Raw genomic sequence first — 20,578 nt, 5'->3', positions numbered from 1 at the left:
CTTGTGGTAACGTGCTGCGTTAGCCTATCGTCATCAGGCTGGCGTTTCCTCCCGCAGCGGCGGTATTAATACTCAGCGAACGTTCAATCAGCAAACGCTCCAGCAACAGATTGGTTTCGCCACGGGCAAAGCCCTGTACCGTCACGATCGCACCGCCGCGTGCCGCAATTTTCTCGCACAGCAGACGCAGCTGATCGGCATCGCCGTGATAGATCACCGCATCATAATGCTGTTCCTGCGCCAGCGGGTCCAGGGCGAAGTCGATCCGCGCCCGTACGGTTTCCGGTAGCGACTGCGCCAGCTTGCGGTGCAGTTCATCATCCTGCCACAACGCGCGGCTGCCGACGCTGGTAACCGCCGCCAGCTGAATCAACGCATCCTGCTCGTTATCCGCCAGGCAAAGCACGCGTTCGCGCGGCAGCAGGATATAGGTATTGCGCTCGCCAGTCGGGCCCGGCAGTAAACGCACCGTACCGCCCTGCGCCAGTTTTTCAAAGCGCGTACAGACTTCCGCCAGCTGCGGCTGCGCTTTAGCCCAGTCGCTTAGCGCTTTATGCGCCTCGATCAGGGAAGGGCGCAGCGTTGCGTCAAGCGAGTATTCGGCATCGTGGCGATCCAGCGTGACCTGTAGCGCGTTATCCGGACGATGCGACAGCAGGCGATAGAGATAAAGCGGACCGCCCGCTTTCGGACCGGTGCCCGACAGGCCTTCACCACCAAATGGCTGTACGCCAACCACGGCGCCAACCATATTACGGTTGACGTACAGGTTGCCGACTTTAGCGCGCTGGGTTACCTGACCGATAGTTTCATCGATACGGGTATGCACGCCCAACGTTAAGCCATAGCCGGAGGCATTAATCTGCTCGATCAGCTGCGGCAGCGTGCTACGCGTATAACGTACCACGTGCAGCACCGGACCAAAGATCTCTTTATCCAGCTCGTCGATACTGTTCAGTTCAATCAGCGTTGGCTTAATAAAGGTACCCTGCGCCCACTCTTTGCTGTCCTGCTGGTTTTCCTGTACCGCCTGGAATACCGTCAGTCCTTTGGCGCGCATCGCCTGGATATGGCGCTCGATATTTTCTTTCGCCTCGGCATCGATCACCGGACCGATATCGGTTGAAAGACGCTCCGGGTTACCCATCCGGCACTCCGCCATCGCACCGCGCAGCATCTTCAGCGTATGCTCGGCGGCATCTTCCTGAATGCAGAGCAGACGCAGCGCCGAACAGCGCTGGCCCGCGCTGTCATAGGCAGAGGAGACGATATCCAGTACCACCTGCTCGGTCAGCGCCGAGGAATCTACGATCATGGCGTTCATGCCACCGGTTTCAGCGATCAGCGGCGTTGGGCGTCCCTGCGGATCGAGACGTCCGGCAAGATTACGCTGTAACAGGCTGGCGACCGCGGTCGAACCGGTAAACATGACGCCACGTACCCGCTCGTCGCTGGTCAACTGGGCGCCGACAGTTTCGCCGAGGCCCGGCAGCAGCTGGATCACGCCACCAGGCACGCCCGCTTCCAGCAGAATACGTACCGCCTGCGCGGCGATCAGCGGCGTTTGCTCAGCGGGCTTCGCCAGCACGCTGTTGCCAGCCGCCAGCGCGGCGGCGATCTGACCAGTGAAAATGGCCAGCGGGAAGTTCCATGGGCTGATACAAACCACCGGCCCTAACGGACGATGGGTTTCATTGTCAAAGTCGCTGCTGACCAGGCCAGAATAGTAATAGAGGAAATCGACCGCTTCGCGTACTTCGGCAATGGCGTTGTTAAAGGTTTTGCCCGCCTCGCGCACCAGAATGCCGATCAGTGTCTGCATCTGACCTTCCATCAGTTCGGCGGCGCGCTCCAGAATGGCGGCTCGCTCCTGCGGCGGGGTGGCAAACCAGATGGAACCGGCATTTACCGATGCCTGCAGCGCCTGCGCCACTTCCTGCTCGCTGGCCTCACGCACTTCGCCCACGATATCGCTGGGGTCGGCTGGGTTAAGCACCGGACGATATTCGCCCTGGCTCAGCTCGCCCTCAATCATCGGCCCGGCACGCCATAAATGCGCGGCGCTGCTTAACAGCGCGCTGGAGAGTGAGGCCAGGCGGTGTTCATTGGCTAAATCCAGTCCGGCTGAGTTGGGGCGCTTATCCCCATACAGATCGCGCGGCAGCGGGATTTTCGGATGCGGCAGCCCGATTGCGCCTTCCGTTGCGGCCAGCCGTTCCACCTGCTGAACCGGATCGGCCACCAGCTCATCCAGCGGCAGGGTTTTATCGGCGATGCGGTTCACAAAAGAGGTGTTGGCGCCGTTTTCCAGCAGACGACGCACCAGATAAGCCAGCAGGGTTTCATGGGTGCCGACCGGCGCATAGATGCGGCACGGGCGGTTCAGCTTGCCATCGGCGGTTTTGCCTACCACCTGCTCATACAGCGGCTCGCCCATGCCGTGCAGGCACTGGAACTCATACTGGCCCGGATAATAGTTATTTCCCGCCAGATGATAGATTGCCGCCAGGCTGTGGGCGTTATGGGTGGCAAACTGCGGGTAGATCAGATTCGGCACCGCCAGTAGTTTGCGGGCGCAGGCCAGATAAGAGATATCGGTATAGACCTTGCGGGTATAGACCGGATAGCCTTCCAGACCCTCAGCCTGGGCGCGTTTGATTTCACTGTCCCAGTAGGCGCCTTTTACCAGACGAATCATCAGGCGACGGCGGCTGCGCTGCGCCAGGTCGATCAGCGAGTCGATAACGAAAGGACAGCGTTTTTGATAAGCCTGAATCACGAAGCCGATGCCGTTCCAGCCTTCCAGCTCCGGTTCGAAGCAGAGTTTTTCCAGCAGATCGAGCGACAGCTCCAGGCGGTCAGCCTCTTCGGCATCAATATTAATACCAATATCGTAAGAACGCGCCAGCAGCGTCAGCGATTTAAGAATAGGGTAGAGCTCTTCCATCACGCGCGCATACTGCGCTCGGCTGTAGCGTGGATGCAACGCGGAAAGTTTAATGGAGATGCCCGGACCTTCATAAATGCCGCGTCCGTTAGAGGCTTTGCCAATCGCATGGATCGCCTGCTGGTAAGAGAGCAGATAGGCTTTCGCATCGCTGGCGGTCAGCGCCGCTTCGCCCAGCATATCGTAAGAGTAGCGGAAGCCTTTTTCTTCCAGCTTACGCGCATTGGCCAGCGCCTCGGCAATGGTTTCGCCGGTAACAAACTGCTCGCCCATCAGGCGCATCGCCATATCCACGCCTTTGCGGATCAACGGTTCGCCGCTTTTGCCGATGATACGGTTAAGGGAGCGCGACAGGTTCGCTTCGTTATGCGTTGAAACCAGACGGCCGGTAAACAGCAGACCCCAGGTCGCGGCATTCACAAATAGCGAAGGGCTGCGGCCGAGGTGCGCTTGCCAGTTGCCGTTGCTGATTTTATCGCGGATCAGCGCATCGCGCGTCGGCTTATCGGGAATACGCAGCAGCGCTTCCGCCAGACACATCAGCGCCACGCCCTCCTGAGAGGATAATGAGAATTCTTGCAGCAGGCTTTGCACCATTCCGGCGCGTCCGGTTGCCCCTTTTTGGTGCCGCAGCTTATCGGCCAGCGTCCAGGCAAGCTGGTGAGCTTTTTCCGCCAGCGGGGCAGGCAAGCGCGCCTGCTCCAGCATCATAGAGACCGCTTCAGGCTCCGGGCGGCGCCAGGCGGAGGTAATCGCGGCGCGGGTGACCGTTTGCGGCAGAATCTGTTCCGCGAAATCAAGGAACGGCTGATGCGGCTCTTCCTGCTGCGTCTCTTCAGCTTCATTAGCCGCCGCCTGCAGCGGGAATTCAGCAGGCTGCGCGCCTTGTTCCAACTGCTCGAGATAGTTAAAAATCGCTTGTTTGATCAGCCAGTGCGGAGTGCGATCGATCTGTTGTGCGGCCAGCTTAATTCTGTCGCGGGTGGCTTCATCCAGTTTGACACCCATGGTCGTAGTTCCCATGCCTTTAACGCTCCTCAAAACCTTATATCACCGTGGTATGGCGCAATATCACCCATGTTGCAACTTTGTGCAACCGTGTTAATTGTGAGCCTGTTAACACTCTGCGCAAACGCCAAATTGTTAAATCAGCGAAAGCGGCATGAATATTGCTGCAAATTTCTCGCCATCTTTGCAAAAGCCCGAATTTTCTTGCTTTACCATGGTTGCGACCGGGGTAGAACCGGTTTAAACGTGACCTGGTGCAACCTTCTGAACATCTGATGACGAGGGGGAGTGAATTCACTGTAACAGCTGTGTTAAATGCATTGTGCGTGATAAACCTTTCCGGCAGGATAGCGCGCCACAGATTAACTCATGATAAAAACCGCTGCGTTCCGGCGGGAATAACAGGGCAAATAACCCTCTGCGTAATACCGATAATAAATGGAGAACCTGATGACAGTAAGCACACCGATGGTGGTGACATTCATCATCTATATTCTTGGCATGGTGTTGATTGGCTTTATCGCCTGGCGCTCAACCAAAAATTTCGATGACTACATTCTTGGTGGCCGTAGCCTGGGCAGTCTGGTTACCGCGCTTTCCGCCGGCGCGTCCGATATGAGCGGCTGGCTGCTGATGGGGCTGCCTGGCGCTATTTTCCTGTCAGGCATTTCGGAAAGCTGGATTGCCATCGGGCTTACCATTGGCGCCTGGCTAAACTGGAAAATCGTTGCCGGCCGCCTGCGCGTACAAACTGAACATCACAATAACGCTTTAACCTTGCCTGACTTTTTTACCAGTCGCTTCGAAGATCGCAGCAAACTGCTGCGCGTTATTTCCGCCATCGTCATCCTGGTGTTTTTTACCATCTACTGTGCGTCCGGCATTGTAGCCGGGGCGCGTCTATTCGAAAGTACATTCGGTATGAGTTATGAAACGGCGCTGTGGGCCGGTGCGGTCGCCACCATTCTTTATACCTTTGTGGGTGGTTTTCTGGCGGTGAGCTGGACCGATACCGTCCAGGCCAGCCTGATGATTTTCGCGCTGCTGTTAACGCCGATTATGGTGATTGTCGCCGTGGGCGGTTTTGATGATTCTCTGCGGGTTATTGAAGCGAAAAGCCTGGAAAACCTCGATATGCTGAAAGGGCTAAACTTTGTCGCGGTTATTTCGCTGCTGGGCTGGGGCCTGGGCTATTTTGGGCAGCCGCATATTCTGGCGCGTTTTATGGCGGCCGACTCTCATCGCTCAATTCGTACCGCTCGACGCATTGGTATGGCGTGGATGATCCTTTGCCTGGCCGGAGCCGTCGCAGTGGGCTTTTTCGGTATCGCTTATTTCCAGAACAACCCGCAACAGGCGGCTGGCGTAAATGAAAACGGCGAGCGCATATTTATCGAGCTAGCGCGCATCCTGTTTAACCCGTGGATCGCCGGTATTTTGCTCTCTGCTATTTTGGCAGCGGTGATGTCCACGCTGAGCTGTCAGCTACTGGTCTGCTCCAGCGCCCTGACGGAAGATCTCTACAAGGGCCTGCTGCGTAAAAACGCCAGCCAGAAAGAATTGGTTTGGTTCGGACGTATGATGGTGCTGGTCGTTGCGCTGATTGCCATTGCGCTGGCCGCTAACCCTGACAACCGCGTTCTGGGGCTGGTGAGCTATGCCTGGGCGGGCTTCGGTGCGGCGTTTGGACCGGTGGTGCTGTTCTCTGTCTGCTGGAAACGCACTACGCGCAACGGCGCGCTGGCCGGTATGGTGATCGGCGCGATGACGGTACTGGTATGGAAACACTACGGCTGGCTGGGGCTGTATGAGATCATCCCTGGCTTCCTGTTTGCCAGCATCGCTATTTACGTGGTTAGCCTGATGGGCCGCGCGCCCTCTGCACAGGCGCAGGCGCGCTTCGATGCGGCGGATGCGGAATACAAGACGCCCTGATTCCTGATGGTGAAGGCAAGGCCGGTAGCAATACCGGCCTTTTTTGTGTCTGTATTTCGCACCAATTTGTCCACTTTAACCGAGCCGTCGCGCCTGCAACTATTATCGCCAGGGCTCTGCGCGATAAACCACAAATAATCACGCAAAGTCACTTGTTTTTTATCTGCCGATAATGATAATCAGTATCGTTTTTATTTACGCTTCTTTACGCCAGTTTACGCGTACAGAAATTACTGAGGATCAGGCATGTTCGTTCCCTTTCTTATATGCTACGCGAAGGGCTGGAAGCGGCGCTTATCGTCAGCCTGATAGCCAGCTACCTGAAACGTACCCAGCGCACCCGCTGGTTTGGCGCTATGTGGGCCGGCGTTTTTATTGCCGCAGCGCTCTGTCTGGCGCTTGGCCTGTTCATCAACGCTACAACCGGTGAATTTCCGCAAAAACAGCAGGAGCTGTTTGAAGGCATCGTAGCCGTTATCGCGGTTTTCATCCTGACTTACATGGTCTTCTGGATGCGTAAAGTCTCACGCAACGTCAAGGCTCAACTGGAAGTGGCCGTCGATCAGGCGCTGCAAAAAGGCAGCAACACCGGCTGGGCGCTGGTGCTGATGGTCTTTCTTGCCGTCGCGCGCGAAGGGCTGGAATCGGTCTTTTTTCTGCTCGCCGCCTTCACCCAGGATGTCGGCCTGGCACCGCCGATCGGCGCCGTCCTTGGGCTGATAAGCGCCGCGCTGCTCGGCGGGCTTATCTACTGGGGCGGCGTCAAACTGAACCTGGCGAAATTCTTCAAATGGACCAGCCTGTTTATTATTTTTGTCGCCGCCGGCCTTGCTGCCGGCGCTATTCGCGCCTTCCATGAGGCGGGGTTGTGGAATCAATATCAGACCATCGCCTTTGATCTTAGCAACGTACTTTCCACACACACGCTGTTCGGCACGCTGCTGGAAAGTCTGTTGGGCTACCAGGAAACGCCCACCGTCAGCGAAGTCGCGGTGTGGCTTATCTACCTTATTCCGGCGCTGCTGCTGTTTTTTATGCCTGCCCGGCCAGGCGCCGCAGTAGCAGGCTCAACGCGCTAAAACCGTGGGCGCGCTCGTCGCGCCTGTTTATGACTTTAACAGGGACACTATTGATGACCATTTTCTCTCGCCGCAAAGCCTTGCTGGCTTCACTTCTGACGTATTCAGCGCTTTCCGGCGCGGCTGAGGTGCCACAGGTTAACGTCAGCGTGAACGATAAACAGTGTGAGCCGATGGCGCTCACCGTTAACGCCGGGAAAACTCAGTTTATTATCCGCAATAACAGTCAGAAAGGGCTGGAATGGGAAATCCTGAAGGGAGTCATGGTAGTGGAAGAGCGCGAAAACATCGCGCCAGGCTTCACGCAAAAACTGACCGCTACTCTCCAGCCCGGCGAATATGAAATGACCTGCGGGCTGCTCAGCAATCCGAAAGGTAAACTGATCGTTAAGGCGGCCGGCGACACGCAAAATAACGGCAAACAGGCGGAGCTGGCGCAGCTTAGCGACGCGATTGCCGAATATAAAACCTGGGTGGTTGGCGAAGTGGCGCAGCTGGTCAGCGGCACCAAAGCCTTTACCGATGCGGTCAAAGCGGGCGATGTGAAAAAAGCGCAGTCGCTTTATGCGCCAGCCCGCCAGCACTATGAGCGTATCGAACCCATTGCCGAGCTTTTCTCCGATCTGGATGGCAGCATTGATGCGCGCGAAGATGATTACGAACAAAAAGCGGCAGATCCTAAATTCACCGGCTTCCACCGTCTGGAGAAAGCGCTATTTGGCGATCGCAGCAGCGATGGGATGAACACCTATGCCGATCGCCTCTATCAGGATACGCTGGAGCTGCAGAAACGTATTAATGAACTGGCTTTCCCGCCGGGCAAGGTAGTAGGCGGCGCGGCCGGGCTGATTGAAGAAGTGGCGGCCAGCAAAATTTCCGGCGAAGAAGATCGCTATAGCCGTACCGATCTGTGGGATTTTCAGGCCAACGTTGATGGCGCGCAGAAAATTGTCAACCTGCTGCGCCCGCAGCTGGAAAAGGCTAATCCGCAACTGCTCGGCAAAGTGGATAACAACTTCAAAAAAGTTGATGCCATTCTGTCTAAATACCATACCCAGGATGGGTTCGCCTCGTATGAGAAACTGACCATTACCGACCGCAACCGGCTGAAAGGGCCGATCACTACGCTGGCGGAAGATTTGGCGCTGTTGCGCGGTACGCTGGGACTGGATTAATCAGGATGAAAAAGATGACCGACGCGGCGATGCCTTCACGGCGCCGCTTGTTAAAAGGTCTCGGTCTGCTGAGCGGCGCCGCTGTGGTGGGCAGCAGTTGCCCAATCAGCGGCGCGGCAGCAAAAAGCTTCTCGCCTGGCGCGCTCTCTCCCAGCGCCCGGGAAGAGCGCCAGCCGTTTTATGGCGCGCATCAGGCAGGGATCACCACGCCGCAGCAGGCGGCAATGATGCTGGTGGCTTTTGATGTGCTGGCGGATGATAAAAACGAGCTGGTGCGGCTGTTTAAACTACTCACTGAGCGCATCGCTTTTCTCACCGGCGGCGGCAACGCGCCGCCGGTCAGCAATCCGCAGCTGCCGCCGCTGGATTCAGGCATCCTCGGCGAACATATCTGGCCCGATAATTTGACGGTAACCGTTTCGGTAGGGGAGGCGCTGTTTGACGAGCGCTACGGCCTGACGGCGCTGAAGCCTGCGAAACTGCAAACCATGACGCGCTTTCCCAACGACGCGTTAGATGCCGAAAGCTGCCATGGCGATCTGCTGCTACAGATTTGCGCCAATACCAACGATACCGTCATCCATGCGCTGCGCGATATCATCAAACATACGCCTGATTTACTGGCAATCCGCTGGCGGCGCGAAGGGTTTATTTCCGACCATGCGGCGCGCAGCAAAGGCAAAGAAACGCCCATCAACCTGCTGGGTTTCAAAGATGGCACCGCCAATCCGAATACGGCAAATCAGGCGCTGATGGATGCGATCCTCTGGGTCACAAAAGATCAGCAGGAACCTGCCTGGGCGGTGGGCGGCAGCTATCAGGCGGTGCGTATTATTCAGTTTCACGTTGAATTTTGGGATCGTACGCCGTTGGGCGAGCAGCAAACTATTTTTGGGCGTGAAAAGCTGAGCGGCGCGCCGCTGGGGATGAAAAACGAGCGCGACGAGCCAGACTACACGCAGGACCCCCAGGGAAAAATCATTCCGCTTGATGCCCATATCCGTCTGGCCAATCCGCGCACGCCGGAAACACAAAGCAGCCTGATGCTGCGTCGCGGCTACAGTTATTCCGCTGGCGTCACCTCTGCCGGTCAGCTGGATATGGGGCTGCTGTTCGTTTGTTATCAACACGATTTGGAAAAAGGATTTTTAGCGGTACAAAGGCGGCTCAACGGTGAAGCGCTGGAAGAATATATCAAACCCGTGGGGGGCGGCTATTTCTTTGTTCTGCCCGGCGTGGCAAATAATCAACATTATCTGGCGCAGTCATTACTTGAGGCTTGATTAACAGTCGCTTTCCCGCCCGGTTATAAATGGCGGGAGGCGTTTTTTTTGCAATTTTTTCTGCTGGCGCATGCCTTCCATAGGCGATTATGGAATTTCTGAATAATCTCAGATTTATTTTCTTTTTTTATCCCTCTGTATTTTAAGTAAAAATAAAAGGGTTTCTTTTTATTTGCCCATTGAGTGATTGTTTTTTATTCATTCAGGTGAAATTGCTGTTGCAAAAATAGAAGAATCTGTTGCACTTTATACAGGTCGGTAGTCTGTCATGTTCAGCTTCCTCGATGGAGAATGCGAATGGAAAAGTCCTGTAATGGACAGCCCGTTTCAAATAAAAAACATCGCACGTTTTTTCGCGAGAGTTTTTCTTTCTCCTGGCTATTTTCTTCTTTTTTCAATCCTCTCGGCTTAACACATTCCTTTTATGATTTCCGGCGTATGCCTGCGGCGTATGCTCATTCAATGGCTTGTAAGGCTCTGAAGGAAGCCACCCTCTAAAGCGTTCACGTAATCGCACCAGAGAGACTCCGGTGCGGGAAATGAAACCAACTGTAAGGTGCCACTATGGGAAGACAGAAAGCAGTGATCAAAGCGCGTCGTGAAGCGCGTCGAGTGCTTCGTAGCGATTCACGTAGCCATCGGCAGCGTGAAGAAGAATCGGTCACCTCGCTGGTGCATATGGGCGGCCTGGATGCCATCGGTATGGCGTGTGATTCACGCGATCGTTCACCGATTGAAGCGCGTAATGAAGCTCAGGCGCACTATCTTAACGCCATAGAGACAAAACAGCTGATCTTCGCTACCGGCGAAGCGGGTTGCGGTAAAACCTGGATCAGCGCTGCAAAAGCAGCAGAAGCCCTGATTAACAAGGATGTCGACAGGATTATCGTGACCCGACCGGTGCTGCAGGCGGACGAAGACCTGGGCTTTTTGCCCGGCGATATTTCTGAGAAGTTTGCACCTTATTTCCGCCCGGTCTACGACGTTCTGGTTAAACGTCTCGGTTCTTCCTTTATGCAATATTGTCTGCGTCCGGAAATCGGCAAGGTAGAGATCGCTCCCTTTGCCTATATGCGCGGGCGTACCTTCGAAAACGCCGTAGTGATCCTCGATGAAGCGCAAAACGTCACCGCGGCACAAATGAAAATGTTTTTAACCCGTCTGGGCGAGAACGTCACGGTTATCGTGAATGGCGATATTACCCAATGCGATTTGCCAGCGGGTGTGACATCAGGCCTCGCCGACGCGCTTAACCGTTTTGTCGAAGATGAAATGGTTAGCCTGGTGCGGTTTGAAAAAGAGGATTGCGTGCGTTCCGCGCTCTGTCAGCGCGCGCTGCATGCTTATAGTTGATTGAGTGAGTAGCTGTAGCCCAAGCCCGGACGCAAGTCCGGGCTTTTTTATACCTGAAAGGTGTAGGGCGTTATGCAGACAAAAAAGCCTGAACTTTCGCTCAGGCTCTTTCATAGAATATGGCGGTGAGAGGGGGATTCGAACCCCCGATACGTTGCCGTATACACACTTTCCAGGCGTGCTCCTTCAGCCACTCGGACACCTCACCGTATTGTCTGTTGACACCGCTCTGGGTGGCAACGGGGCGCTACTATAGGGAGTTGTTATTACAGAATCAAGCACTATTTTTCCCTTTCGTTACCACCGCTTAAGGCTTATACAATTTCTTCCTTTCATCAGGGCTGTCATAAAAACGACATCGCAGCGTAAGAAAAACGACATCTTCCTGACTTACGCTTCTTTACACACCTCGCAATAAAAATTTACCAAGGATTAAGTAAATGAAAAAACAGCCCTTATTAGCGCTCTCGCTGCTGGCAACCCTGATCGCTGGCAACGCCATGGCAGAGATGGCGACGCTCTCTCGTGCCGCCTCAGGCGACATCACCCAGCAGGGCGGCGCGCGCCGTTTTAGCGGTGACCAAACCGCAGCGCTAAGGGCATCGTTAAGCAATGCGCCGGCGAAAAACGTTATTTTGCTGATCGGCGACGGCATGGGCGACTCGGAAATCACCCTGGCGCGCAACTATGCCATGGGCGCGGGCGGCTTTTTTAAAGGAATCGATGCGCTACCGCTGACCGGACAATACACTCACTACTCGCTGGATAAAGAGACGCATAAACCTAACTACGTTACCGACTCGGCCGCCTCGGCAACTGCCTGGTCCACTGGCGTAAAAACTTATAACGGTGCGCTTGGCGTTGACGTTAACGGTAAAGATCATGTCACCCTGCTGGAACTGGCGAAAGCAGCGGGCAAAGCCACCGGTAATGTCTCTACCGCTGAGCTGGAAGATGCCACGCCTGCGGCGCAAATCTCTCACGTCACCTCGCGCAAATGCTACGGCCCGGTAAAAACCAGCGAACTCTGCGCCAGCAATGCGCTGGAAAAGGGCGGCAGAGGATCGATCGCTGAACAGTTACTGGTGACACGTGCCGATGTTACGCTGGGCGGCGGTGCGAAAACCTTTAGCGAAGTGGCTAAAGCGGGCGATTATCAGGGCAAAACGCTGCGTGAACAGGCTGAAGCGCGCGGCTATCAGCTGGTGAGCGATCTGCAAACGCTTAATGCGGTCAACGTAGCCAACCAGCAAAAACCGCTGCTGGGCCTGTTTAGTGAAGGCAACATGCCGGTGCGTTGGCAGGGGCCGAAAGCCAGCTATCACGGTAATATCGATAAGCCCGCCGTCACCTGTGAAGCGAATGCGCAGCGTCCTGCCAGTACGCCGACGCTGGCGCAAATGACCGATAAGGCCATCAGCCTACTGAGCAGCAATAAACAGGGCTTTTTCCTGCAGGTGGAAGGGGCCTCGATCGATAAACAGGATCACGCAGCTAATCCCTGCGGACAAATCGGCGAAACCGTGGATTTAGACGAGGCGGTACAAAAGGCGCTGGAGTTCGCCCGTAAAGATGGCAACACGCTGGTCATCGTGACCGCCGACCATGCACATTCCAGCCAGATCGTTGAAAACGGTACCAAAGCGCCGGGTCTGACGCAGGCGCTGAATACTAAAGATGGCGCGGTAATGACCGTCAGCTACGGCAATTCGGAAGGAGAGTCGCAGGAGCACACCGGTACACAGCTGCGTATCGCTGCCTGGGGCCCGCATGCGGCTAATGTCGTTGGCCTGACTGACCAGACCGATCTGTTCTTTACTATTCACGATGCGCTGGGGCTGAAAAAATAAAAGACGAGGGGTAAGGGGATAATTTTCTCGGGAAGTCGAGCCGCTCGTAAAGATACAAAACTTTTTGATGCAGCGTCCCGCAGCCTGAACGGCGCGGGACGCTTTCTTTATTACCGCTTATGAAGATGACTTCACGCGGTTAGCAAAACTTTTACGCAGCTTCTGCAGCTTCGGCGGGATCACCGCCATGCAGTAGCCGTTGCGCTGACCCGCGCCCTCCCAGTAATCCTGGTGATAATCTTCCGCCGGATAAAACTCTGTCAGCGGCTCGATAGTGGTCACGATCGGGTCGTTGTAATCCTGCTGCGCGCGTGCGATCGCCGCTTTGGCTTCCGCTTCCTGTTCAGCATTCGCCGGGAAAATCGCCGAGCGATACTGGGTGCCAATATCGTTGCCCTGACGGTTCAACTGGGTTGGATCGTGCGTAACAAAGCTGATGTCCAGCAGATCGCCAAAGCTGACTTTTTCCGGATCGAAACCGATGCGGATGGCTTCAGCATGACCGGTCGCGCCGCTGCATACCTGCTCATAGGTGGGGTTAGGGCGCGTACCGCCGGTATAGCCGCTTTCTACGGATTCAACGCCGATAATGTCCTTGAACACCGCTTCAGTACACCAGAAACATCCGCCTGCAATTACCGCATATTCAATTGCCATTCTTTTACTTCTCCAGATTGGGTCGTGACGCTAAGCCAGTCATCCTCGCATAATCTGCTATTCACCGGCAATTCGCGCCGCTCTTTCTGTTCAGCTAACCGCCTAACAGGAAAATTTTTCATGTTAAATCAGCATCTCTGGCTTAAATTTCCGATGCTGATCGCTGGTTTGCTCGCCCATTACGCGGAACAGGCCCTCACCGGTATAGTGCAGCGTGGCAGGAGAAGTGACCTGCTGATCGACGTGCGCCTTCACCACTTCAAAGATAAAAAAGTTATAATTATCCACTAGCGCGCCGTCGTACAGGCGGCATTCAAAACTGGCGAAACATTCGGCAATCAGCGGCGCTTTAACTACGCTACCCGGCTCAGCGCTAAGGCAATTAACCGTAAATTTATCCACCTCATCGCCATGGCTGTTACCGATAGTAACCACCTGATCGATCAATTCATGGGTGGGCACATTAATCACACATTCGCCGCTGTTGCGGATGAAATCGTGGCTCACGTTCATGCTGGCGATCATGCAACCCAGCAGCGAAGGAGAAAATTCCAGAATGGTATGCCAGCCAAGCGTCATAATATCGCTCTGGTTTTCCCAGCTAGATGTCACCAGAACCACCGGTCCCGGCTCCAGATATTTGCGCACCTTTTCTACGGGAAAATTTTGCTTATCGTAAACAGCCATACTGCCTCCACTGGTGAAAGAGACTCTTCTCTCAGTGTAGCGGCTGACGCCTGAGGCACCAGCCACAGGCAACGCATTATCGGCTGCGCAGACGCAGTATCAGGCCGCCCGCAGATGCCAGCGTGGCCAACACCACTACGCCGGTCCAGCCCGCTAACGCTAAGGCCTGACTGCCGAGGATAGAACCGCTGGCCATGCCAATAAATATCACCGTAAACATTACCGCGTTCAGGCGGCTGCGGGCAGCCGGATCCAGTCCATAAACCAGCGACTGGTGAGCAATCAGCGTGGCCTGTAAACCCAAATCAAAGCCTACCGCGCTAATCACAATCACCGCCAGCTGGACCGGCGGCGACAGCAGCGGCATAACAAACATCAGCGCAAACGAGAGCATCACCAGCGCCGAGCCCACCCGCGTCACCTGGTGCGGTCCATGACGATCGGCGATGGCGCCAGCAATCGGCGCGGCCAGCGCGCCCGCGGCGCCTGCCAGCCCGAAGGCGCCGGCGGTAGCGCTGCCCAACTGATAACGTTCGGCCAGCATCAGCGCCAGCGTTGACCAAAAGGCGCTGAACGCAATGGAAAGCAACCCCTGCGCCAGCGCGGCGCGGCGCAGCGCGCCATGCTGTAGCCACAGCTGGCCCAGCGAGCGCAGCAGCGCCAGATAAGAGAGGCGCGAAGCGGGGGTAAAACGCGGCAGCGCCTGCCAGATCGCCAGGGTAATCAGCAGCACGCCTAACGCGGCGGCGGCATACATGCTGCGCCAGCCAAACGCGTCGGCCACCGCGCCGCTCACTACCCGCGACAGTAAAATGCCGGCCAACAAACCGGTCATCACCGTACCGACCGTTTTGCCGCGCTGCCGATCCGTAGCCAGCGCCGCCGCCGCTGGAATAATGTCTTGCGCCACGGTAGCCATCAGGCCAATCGCCAGACTGCTCAGCAACAGCATGTTCCAGGTGCCGGTAACGCTGCACAGCAATAGCATTAAGGTCAGCAGCAGGCCTTTCAGCAAAATAATATGACGGCGATCGTAGCGGTCGCCTAACGGCGTCAGAAATAAGATCCCCAGCGCATAGCCCAGCTGAGTCAGGGTCGGCACCAGCCCGGTTTGGCTAACGCCGGTATGAAAACTGCTGCCCATAATGCCCAGCATCGGCTGACTGTAATAAATAGACGCGACGCTAAGCCCGGCGCCACTGGCCAGCAGGAACTGTGATTTGCGTGACAGGCCAGCCATGTCCGTAGGGGAAGAAGCCGTAACGGTCGACATAACAATATCTCCGGAAGCGAAAGTAGCGCTATTTTTCGCTTTTGCCGCGCCGGCGGGTAGCTATCATCGAAGTAAAACTGTTATACACTCAACGTATGAAAGAACTTAGCTCAGGCAGTACCGATCGTATAACGCTGCTGCATACCTTTGTACGCATTGTGGAAAGCGGCAGCTTATCGGCGGCGGCGGCGCAGATGCAAACCAGCCAGCCGACAGTAAGCCGACGCTTACGCGCGCTGGAAGAGTTGCTTGGCGCGCGTTTAATTCAGCGCACTACTCATACCATGAAGCTGACCGATGACGGCGAACGCTGTTATCAACATGCGCGTCGCCTGACGGAACAGTGGCTGCTGCTGGAGGACGATCTACATGCGGTTAGCGACGAGCCGGTAGGCATTCTGCGCGTGCGTGCGCCGCACGCTTTTGGTCAGGATCAGCTGATCGCGCCGTTAGGCGACTATTTACAACGTTATCCGCATACCCGTATCGAATGGACGCTAAACGACCATACGCCCGACTTTATTGCCGAGGGCATCGACTGCGCGATCCACGTCGGCGATATTACCGATCCGTCGGTAGTTGCCGTGTTGTTAGCAGAGGTGCCGCGTATTGTGGTCGCCGCGCCCGATTTGCTGCGGCAGTATCCGCCGGTGCAACAGGTGCAAGATTTGGCGCAGCTGCCCTGGCTGGCGCTGAATATATTTTATCGTAATGAGGTGCTGCTAACCCATACGCACAGCGGCGAGCATGTTCAGTTTCCTGTCACACCGCGTCTGAGCAGCGACAGCCTGTATGCGGTACGGCGCGCGGCGCTGATCGGACTGGGCGCGGCGATGCTCTCTTCATGGGTGGTGAAAGAAGATTTGCAAGCGCAGCGTCTGCGGCAGCTGGCGCCTGAGTGGCAGGCGCCACCGCTGCCGGTTTACCTGCTCTATCCCTATGCCAGCTACTATCCGGCCCGCCTGCGTCAGTTTATGGCGCTGATGCGCGAAGTGATGCCGCGTATTGTTGGCACCCAGCCGCCTCAGGGTACGCAGGCGAAATTATGATCGGCAGGGATTGACCGCGACCTCAACCATTAGAGAAGATGAAGCTTCCCTCTCTCTCTGAGAAACTGTTATGTCTGCACGTATAGTGATTGTGGTTGATATGCAAAACGGCGTTTTTACTACGCCGCGTTTCGATCGGGCCGGGCGCGCCGCTGCTATTAATCAGCTGATTGCCGCGGCCGAACAGACTATTTTTATTCAGCATCTGGATCATGACATGCAGCCCGGCAGCGAGGCCTGGCAAATCTTGCCGGAACTCAGTCAGCCGCCGGGCGCACGCTACATTAATAAAGAGGCGTGTGACAGCTTCTGGAATACCGAGCTTGATGCGCTGTTGCAACAGCTTAACGCCACTTCCTTTGTTATCTGCGGCTGCGCGACCGACTACTGCGTGGATACCACCATTAAAGTCGGCAGCAGCAAGGGATACGGCATTTGCGTGGCGGCGGATGCGCATACTACCTCCAATCGGCGCTGGGCTACGGCAGAACAGCTGATTGAGCAGCATAATGAGGTATGGGCTAATCTGATCCTGCCGGGCAATGCGGTGCAGGTCGCCAGCACCGCGGAAATCGTACAGAACTGGCGCGCCGCCGCCTGATTTGCTGGCGCCTTCTATACTGCACTATAAAGGAGGCGCTATGTGCGGACGTTTTACTCAAATTCAATCACGCGAAGTCTGGCTGTCAGCGCTTGAGGGTCAGGCCGAACGCAATATAGCCTGGGATGAGCAGCCGATCGGGCGCTATAACGTTGCGCCCGGCAGTCATGTGCTGTTGCTGAATCATCGCGATGATGCGCTGCATCTCGATCCGGTTTTCTGGGGCTATGCACCGCCCTGGTGGCATAAAGCGCCATTAATTAATGCCCGAGTAGAGACGGCAGCAGAAAGCAAAATGTTTCGCCCGCTGTGGCAGCACGGCCGGGCAGTGGTCATGGCCGACGGCTGGTATGAATGGAAACGCGAAGGCGATAAAAAACAGCCGTATTACATCTATCACCGTCAGCGCCAACCGCTCTTTTTTGCGGCAATAGGCCATGCGCCTTACGCCCGCCAGCAGGAAAAAGAAGGCTTTGTAATTATCACCGCCGCCAGCGATCGCGGCATGGTTGCTCTGCACGACAGGCGGCCCCTGGTGCTGGAGGCTTCAGCCGTCAGCGAATGGCTGCATCCCGCTACCAGCGCCCAACGCGCCAGCGAGCTGGTGGAACAGGCGGCGCTGGATCCCCAGCAGTTTAGCTGGCATCCCGTCAGCCGGGCGGTAGGCAATCCGCATCATCAACAGCCTGAATTGGTGGAGGCCATCGCGGATCCGCTCTGCTGAACTGACAAAGTCCATCTTTTTTTGCAAAATTCAGTCTGTTCTGAAAATTGACCTGTGGCTGGCGAAGCCGGAAAGGGCGACTATACTGGTTTGGTACGATGTCCGCATGAAGTGATGCGAGATGGGCAGTCGGCTCAGGGCCGACCAGGCAACAGGTCAACCCGGGGAGAGTCGCCATCATTAGCTATCCAGCATTGTGCCACTTGTCTCATTTAGCCGCGCTGTAAACCTGCCCAGAATCGCCTCCTTCTGCTGCATCAAACGTTCTACGTGCGTTACCGATGGCGTTTTCGTCAGGTTAACCGCGTTAATCCGAGCAGGAGGAAGAGTGTGAAAACCGTAGCAGCAGAAAACCACGTATTACCTTCCCTGAGCGGCGGCCTCTACGCATTCTTCTTTGATGTTGACGGTACGCTGGCTGCTATTCAGTCGCGTCCCGATGAAGCTTTTATTCCCGATCCGGTGCGAGATACGTTACAGGCGCTCTCTCGCTTAAGCGATGGCGCGCTGGCGTTAGTCTCCGGACGACCGATTCACGAGCTGGATATGCTGGCCGCCCCGTTACGGGCGCCGGCGGCTGGCGTACACGGCGCTGAACGACGCGATGCCAGCGGCGAGTTGCATCGTATCTCTTTGCCTGCCTCTATGGGGCAGGAACTGAGCGATACGCTGCATAACGCCATGGCGCAGTGGCCGGGCACGCAGTTGGAAACCAAAGGCATGGCGTTTGCGTTGCACTATCGCCGTGCCGTGCAGTATGAAGACGAAGTGATGCAGCTGGCTCACAAGCTGGTTGAACGCTTTCCGACGCTGGCGCTGCAGCCGGGTAAATGTGTTGTGGAGATAAAGCCACAGGGTGTGGATAAAGGCGAAGCGATCAAGGCATTTATGGGAGAAGCGCCGTTTGCCGGACGTATCCCGGTATTTATTGGTGATGATTTGACGGATGAAAAAGGATTCCGTGCAGTCAATGCGCTGCAGGGCATATCCGTTAAAGTCGGTGAAGGCTCAAGCGAGGCGCACTTTCGCCTGAAAGGGGTGAATGATGTCTATGCCTGGCTGGAGCAAATTAAATTACAACTAGATCAAGACAAGACAACGTCGGTAAGGAGTCAAGGTTATGAGTCGCTTAGTAGTCGTATCTAACCGTATCGCTGTACCAGATGGATCCAAAGCCAGCGCCGGTGGCCTGGCGGTTGGCATCCTGGATGCGCTGAAAACTACCGGTGGATTATGGTTCGGCTGGAATGGCGAAATTAGCGCCATTAGTGAAGAAGATAACGAAGAGATCGACATTGTTAAACAGGAAGGCATTACCTACGCCTCTTTCCCTCTCAATCAAAATGATTACGATCTCTATTATTGTCAGTTCTCTAATACTGTTATTTGGCCCGCCTTCCATTACCGTCTCGATTTAGTGCAGTTCCAGCGTGAAGCGTGGGACGGTTATTGTCATGTGAATGAACTATTGGCAGAACGCCTGATACCGCTCATCGAGCCTGACGATATTCTGTGGATCCACGATTACCACCTGTTGCCGTTTGCTGCCGAACTACGCAAACGCGGCGTGAATAACCGCATTGGTTTCTTCCTGCATATTCCTTTCCCAACGCCTGAAATTTTCAACGCGCTGCCGCCGCATAAAGAGCTGCTGGAAATGCTCTCTGACTACGATCTGCTGGGCTTCCAGACGGAAAACGATCGTCAGGCGTTCCTGGAGTGTATGGCGCTGCTGACGCAGGTACAGGATAAAGGGCCGAAGCTGCATCGCGCCTTTGGTAACACCTTTGCCACCGAGGTTTATCCGATCGGTATCGAGCCGGACAGCATCAAAGAGATGGCGGAAGGTCCGCTGCCGCCGAAGATGGCGGCGATGAAACGCGAACTGGGCGATGCGAAAAACATCATTGCCTGCGAGCGTCTGGACTATTCTAAAGGTTTGCCGGAACGTTTCCTCGCCTATGAGGCGTTGCTGGAGAACTATCCGCAGCATCGGGGCAAAATTCGTTACTCGCAGATTGCGCCAACCTCACGCGGCGACGTACAGGCGTATCAGGATATTCGTCACCAGCTGGAGACGGAAGCAGGGCGCATCAACGGTAAATACGGCACGCTGGGCTGGACGCCGCTCTACTATCTGAACCAGCATTTCGATCGTCGCCTGTTGATGAAAATTTTCCGCCTGACCGATGTCGCGCTGATTACGCCGCTGCGTGACGGGATGAACCTGGTAGCGAAAGAGTATGTGGCGGCCCAGGACCCTGAAGATCCAGGGGTGCTGGTACTGTCGCGTTTTGCTGGTGCGGCGAACGAGCTGACCTCAGCGCTGATCGTCAACCCGTATGACCGTGATGAAGTAGCCGCGGCGCTGGATAAAGCGCTAACTATGTCACGCACCGAGCGTATCTCGCGCTATAACGACATGATGGATATTTTACGCAAGAACGACATTAGCCACTGGCGTGAAAGCTTCCTGCAGGATTTACGCGCGGTTACGCCGCGTTCTGATGAGGGCAAGACGGATAATAAGGTAGCAACCTTTCAACGTCTCGCCTGATTAAGCTAACGCATCGACAGGGAGGTGGATGCGTTTTCTCTCTTTTCAGCCTTTCGCGTTATCTTTTAGCTTTCCGCTTAATCTGCCGTTACGCCTGGTTGCGCTAAAATAAGTTGCTAAAAAATCGGCCCCACAACCGCAGAAAATAATGCATCTCCCCTTACTAATGGATCGAATGAAAAAAAGACAGAAAAACGTCTAACGCCTGTTTTTTGTTCGCTTGCTGCGCATTGCGTGTAAAAAACAGCGGTTATCGATAAAGAATCGCTTACCAGTGCCGATAGTTACTCAAGCCTCCTGCGCTTTTTTCATAAATCATTCATATTCCTTATGTAACAGCTTGTTACACCTGCTGAAGTCCTTCATACAATGCCGCTTCACTGTTAACGAACCGTTGTCA

Annotated in this window: 14 protein-coding genes, 1 tRNA gene and 1 pseudogene; 11 read left to right on the top strand and 5 right to left on the bottom strand. The window is 55.4% G+C overall.

Going from position 1 to position 20,578, the window contains the following annotated elements:
• Positions 1–19: 19 nt before the first annotated feature.
• Positions 20–3,970, bottom strand: a complete 3,951-nt coding sequence (gene putA, locus K6958_RS12290; protein ID WP_249891373.1) for a trifunctional transcriptional regulator/proline dehydrogenase/L-glutamate gamma-semialdehyde dehydrogenase — start codon at positions 3,968–3,970, stop codon at positions 20–22.
• Between the two features lie 435 nt (positions 3,971–4,405).
• On the opposite strand from putA, the gene putP reads away from it, so the two are divergent.
• The 5 genes and pseudogenes from putP (at position 4,406) to phoH (ending at position 10,780) form a co-directional block, all read left to right on the top strand.
• Complete coding sequence (gene putP, locus K6958_RS12285) at positions 4,406–5,890, top strand: sodium/proline symporter PutP (RefSeq protein ID WP_249891372.1); 1,485 nt, start codon at positions 4,406–4,408, stop codon at positions 5,888–5,890.
• Positions 5,891–6,136: 246 nt separating this feature from the next.
• A pseudogene (gene efeU, locus K6958_RS12280) lies at positions 6,137–6,969 on the top strand (iron uptake transporter permease EfeU).
• 53 nt (positions 6,970–7,022) lie between these two features.
• Positions 7,023–8,144, top strand: coding sequence for an iron uptake system protein EfeO (efeO, locus tag K6958_RS12275; protein ID WP_249891371.1), 1,122 nt, complete (start codon positions 7,023–7,025; stop codon positions 8,142–8,144).
• Between the two features lie 5 nt (positions 8,145–8,149).
• Positions 8,150–9,427 (top strand): iron uptake transporter deferrochelatase/peroxidase subunit, encoded by a 1,278-nt coding sequence (efeB, locus tag K6958_RS12270; RefSeq protein ID WP_249891370.1) that lies wholly within the window; start codon positions 8,150–8,152, stop codon positions 9,425–9,427.
• 564 nt (positions 9,428–9,991) lie between these two features.
• Positions 9,992–10,780, top strand: coding sequence for a phosphate starvation-inducible protein PhoH (gene phoH, locus K6958_RS12265; protein WP_249891369.1), 789 nt, complete (start codon positions 9,992–9,994; stop codon positions 10,778–10,780).
• Positions 10,781–10,900: 120 nt separating this feature from the next.
• Here phoH and K6958_RS12260 read toward each other — a convergent pair.
• A tRNA-Ser gene (locus K6958_RS12260) sits at positions 10,901–10,988 on the bottom strand.
• A gap of 232 nt (positions 10,989–11,220) precedes the next feature.
• Between K6958_RS12260 and phoA the strand changes: the two genes are divergently transcribed.
• Positions 11,221–12,630, top strand: coding sequence for an alkaline phosphatase (gene phoA, locus K6958_RS12255; protein ID WP_249891368.1), 1,410 nt, complete (start codon positions 11,221–11,223; stop codon positions 12,628–12,630).
• A gap of 117 nt (positions 12,631–12,747) precedes the next feature.
• Here the strand turns inward: phoA and msrA are convergent, their stop codons facing one another.
• The 3 genes from msrA to K6958_RS12240 all read right to left on the bottom strand — a co-directional run bounded on the left by msrA (position 12,748) and on the right by K6958_RS12240 (position 15,247).
• Positions 12,748–13,287 (bottom strand): peptide-methionine (S)-S-oxide reductase MsrA, encoded by a 540-nt coding sequence (msrA, locus tag K6958_RS12250; RefSeq protein ID WP_249891367.1) that lies wholly within the window; start codon positions 13,285–13,287, stop codon positions 12,748–12,750.
• A gap of 123 nt (positions 13,288–13,410) precedes the next feature.
• Positions 13,411–13,974, bottom strand: a complete 564-nt coding sequence (locus K6958_RS12245; protein ID WP_249891366.1) for a flavin reductase family protein — start codon at positions 13,972–13,974, stop codon at positions 13,411–13,413.
• A 76-nt stretch (positions 13,975–14,050) separates the two neighbouring features.
• A complete protein-coding gene (locus K6958_RS12240; protein WP_249891365.1) occupies positions 14,051–15,247 on the bottom strand; it encodes an MFS transporter in 1,197 nt (398 codons plus the stop codon).
• Between the two features lie 95 nt (positions 15,248–15,342).
• Here K6958_RS12240 and K6958_RS12235 point away from each other — a divergent pair, with 95 nt between their 5' ends.
• The 5 genes from K6958_RS12235 (at position 15,343) to otsA (ending at position 20,178) form a co-directional block, all read left to right on the top strand.
• A complete protein-coding gene (locus tag K6958_RS12235) occupies positions 15,343–16,296 on the top strand; it encodes a LysR family transcriptional regulator (protein WP_249891364.1) in 954 nt (317 codons plus the stop codon).
• Positions 16,297–16,366: 70 nt separating this feature from the next.
• Positions 16,367–16,897, top strand: coding sequence for an isochorismatase family protein (locus tag K6958_RS12230; protein WP_249891363.1), 531 nt, complete (start codon positions 16,367–16,369; stop codon positions 16,895–16,897).
• A 40-nt stretch (positions 16,898–16,937) separates the two neighbouring features.
• Positions 16,938–17,621, top strand: a complete 684-nt coding sequence (locus K6958_RS12225; RefSeq protein ID WP_249891362.1) for an SOS response-associated peptidase family protein — start codon at positions 16,938–16,940, stop codon at positions 17,619–17,621.
• Positions 17,622–17,951: 330 nt separating this feature from the next.
• On the top strand, positions 17,952–18,767 hold the full coding sequence (gene otsB, locus K6958_RS12220; protein WP_249891361.1) for a trehalose-phosphatase: 816 nt from the start codon (positions 17,952–17,954) through the stop codon (positions 18,765–18,767).
• Positions 18,742–20,178 (top strand): alpha,alpha-trehalose-phosphate synthase, encoded by a 1,437-nt coding sequence (otsA, locus tag K6958_RS12215; protein WP_249891360.1) that lies wholly within the window; start codon positions 18,742–18,744, stop codon positions 20,176–20,178. Before otsB ends, otsA begins: the two co-directional genes overlap by 26 nt.
• Positions 20,179–20,578: the final 400 nt, after the last annotated feature.

Source organism: Mixta hanseatica (genome assembly GCF_023517775.1).
Taxonomy (GTDB): Bacteria; Pseudomonadota; Gammaproteobacteria; order Enterobacterales; family Enterobacteriaceae; genus Mixta; species Mixta hanseatica.
Note: the sequence above shows the minus strand (reverse complement) of the source record. Positions and strands in the feature narration are given on the sequence as shown.

Bases quoted from the DNA above. Each gene is read 5' to 3' on its own strand.
- putA (WP_249891373.1), bottom strand. From the start codon at position 3,970: ATGGGAACTACGACCATGGGTGTCAAACTGGATGAAGCCACCCGCGAC.
- putP (WP_249891372.1), top strand. From the start codon at position 4,406: ATGACAGTAAGCACACCGATGGTGGTGACATTCATCATCTATATTCTT.
- efeO (WP_249891371.1), top strand. From the start codon at position 7,023: ATGACCATTTTCTCTCGCCGCAAAGCCTTGCTGGCTTCACTTCTGACG.
- efeB (WP_249891370.1), top strand. From the start codon at position 8,150: ATGAAAAAGATGACCGACGCGGCGATGCCTTCACGGCGCCGCTTGTTA.
- phoH (WP_249891369.1), top strand. From the start codon at position 9,992: ATGGGAAGACAGAAAGCAGTGATCAAAGCGCGTCGTGAAGCGCGTCGA.
- phoA (WP_249891368.1), top strand. From the start codon at position 11,221: ATGAAAAAACAGCCCTTATTAGCGCTCTCGCTGCTGGCAACCCTGATC.
- msrA (WP_249891367.1), bottom strand. From the start codon at position 13,287: ATGGCAATTGAATATGCGGTAATTGCAGGCGGATGTTTCTGGTGTACT.
- K6958_RS12245 (WP_249891366.1), bottom strand. From the start codon at position 13,974: ATGGCTGTTTACGATAAGCAAAATTTTCCCGTAGAAAAGGTGCGCAAA.
- K6958_RS12240 (WP_249891365.1), bottom strand. From the start codon at position 15,247: ATGTCGACCGTTACGGCTTCTTCCCCTACGGACATGGCTGGCCTGTCA.
- K6958_RS12235 (WP_249891364.1), top strand. From the start codon at position 15,343: ATGAAAGAACTTAGCTCAGGCAGTACCGATCGTATAACGCTGCTGCAT.
- K6958_RS12230 (WP_249891363.1), top strand. From the start codon at position 16,367: ATGTCTGCACGTATAGTGATTGTGGTTGATATGCAAAACGGCGTTTTT.
- K6958_RS12225 (WP_249891362.1), top strand. From the start codon at position 16,938: ATGTGCGGACGTTTTACTCAAATTCAATCACGCGAAGTCTGGCTGTCA.
- otsA (WP_249891360.1), top strand. From the start codon at position 18,742: ATGAGTCGCTTAGTAGTCGTATCTAACCGTATCGCTGTACCAGATGGA.